The 842-nt window shown below is 55.2% G+C and carries 2 protein-coding genes and 1 pseudogene; 2 read left to right on the top strand and 1 reads right to left on the bottom strand.

The features are described 5' to 3' along the window. Both J5224_RS31450 and J5224_RS31445 read left to right on the top strand, forming a co-directional pair. Positions 1–119, top strand: a pseudogene (locus J5224_RS31450) (shikimate dehydrogenase); the annotation flags it as partial. Further along, positions 116–373, top strand: coding sequence for a DUF1488 domain-containing protein (locus J5224_RS31445; RefSeq protein ID WP_264628911.1), 258 nt, complete (start codon positions 116–118; stop codon positions 371–373). The pseudogene J5224_RS31450 and the gene J5224_RS31445, both read left to right, overlap by 4 nt. On the opposite strand, the gene J5224_RS31440 is transcribed toward J5224_RS31445, so the two are convergent. Further along, a partial coding sequence (locus J5224_RS31440) for a gamma carbonic anhydrase family protein (protein ID WP_264628910.1) occupies positions 358–842 on the bottom strand: 485 nt, incomplete at its 5' end. The two genes, J5224_RS31445 and J5224_RS31440, sit on opposite strands and share 16 nt — an antisense overlap.

The following is an 842-nucleotide window of genomic DNA, read 5'->3' as shown; positions in this document are numbered from 1 at the left end:
TGGCGGATGGTTTTGGTATGTTGATCAACCAGGCGGCACACGCGTTTTTCCTCTGGCACGGGGTGATGCCGGATACCACGCCGGTGATCGAACAGATGAAGAAAGCGTTAAACTCATGAACCAGGCGATTCAGTTTCCCGATCGCGAAGCCTGGAACGAAGAAGATCGTATGATCTCCTTCCCGGTGCTGATCGGCGGCTTTCAGCGTGAATGCCGTATCAGTGCAGCACAGCTCCAGACGCGTTTTGGCGGAACCGATGCGGATAGCTGGCTGGCGCTGTTCAGAGAGCACCGCTGGGATATCGAAGATCTTTTCGAAGCGCGGGTGCTGAATGAACAGGATGACAGTGAGGGCTATTACTCGCTGTCCTGAGCCAGGTAGTCGTTTTTCCAGGTGGCGTAGTTATTGGCAGAGTAGCGTAACCCCTCGATCTCTTCTGCTGTCAGTGGGCGGATTTGTTTCACTGGGCTGCCAAGATAGAGATAACCACTCTGCAAGCGCTTGCCGGGTGGTACCAGACTGCCCGCCCCAATCATCACGTCATCTTCTACCATCACCCCGTCAAGCAAGATTGAGCCCATACCGACCAAGACGCGGTTGCCGATGGTGCAGCCGTGTAACATGGCTTTGTGGCCTACGGTGACCTCTTCACCAATGATCAACGGATTACCCTGCGGGTTGCTCGCTGAGCGGTGAGTAACGTGCAACACGCTGCCATCCTGAATATTGGTGCGTGCGCCAATATGGATCTCATGCACGTCGCCACGGATCGTGACTAATGGCCAGATGCTGACATCATCGCCAAGCGTCGTGTTGCCGATCACGACGCTGGAAGGATCGA

This window comes from Candidatus Symbiopectobacterium sp. NZEC135 (assembly GCF_025962695.1).
Note: the sequence above shows the minus strand (reverse complement) of the source record. Positions and strands in the feature narration are given on the sequence as shown.

Coding starts and splice junctions, on each gene's coding strand:
- J5224_RS31445 (WP_264628911.1), top strand. CDS start 116: ATGAACCAGGCGATTCAGTTTCCCGATCGCGAAGCCTGGAACGAAGAA.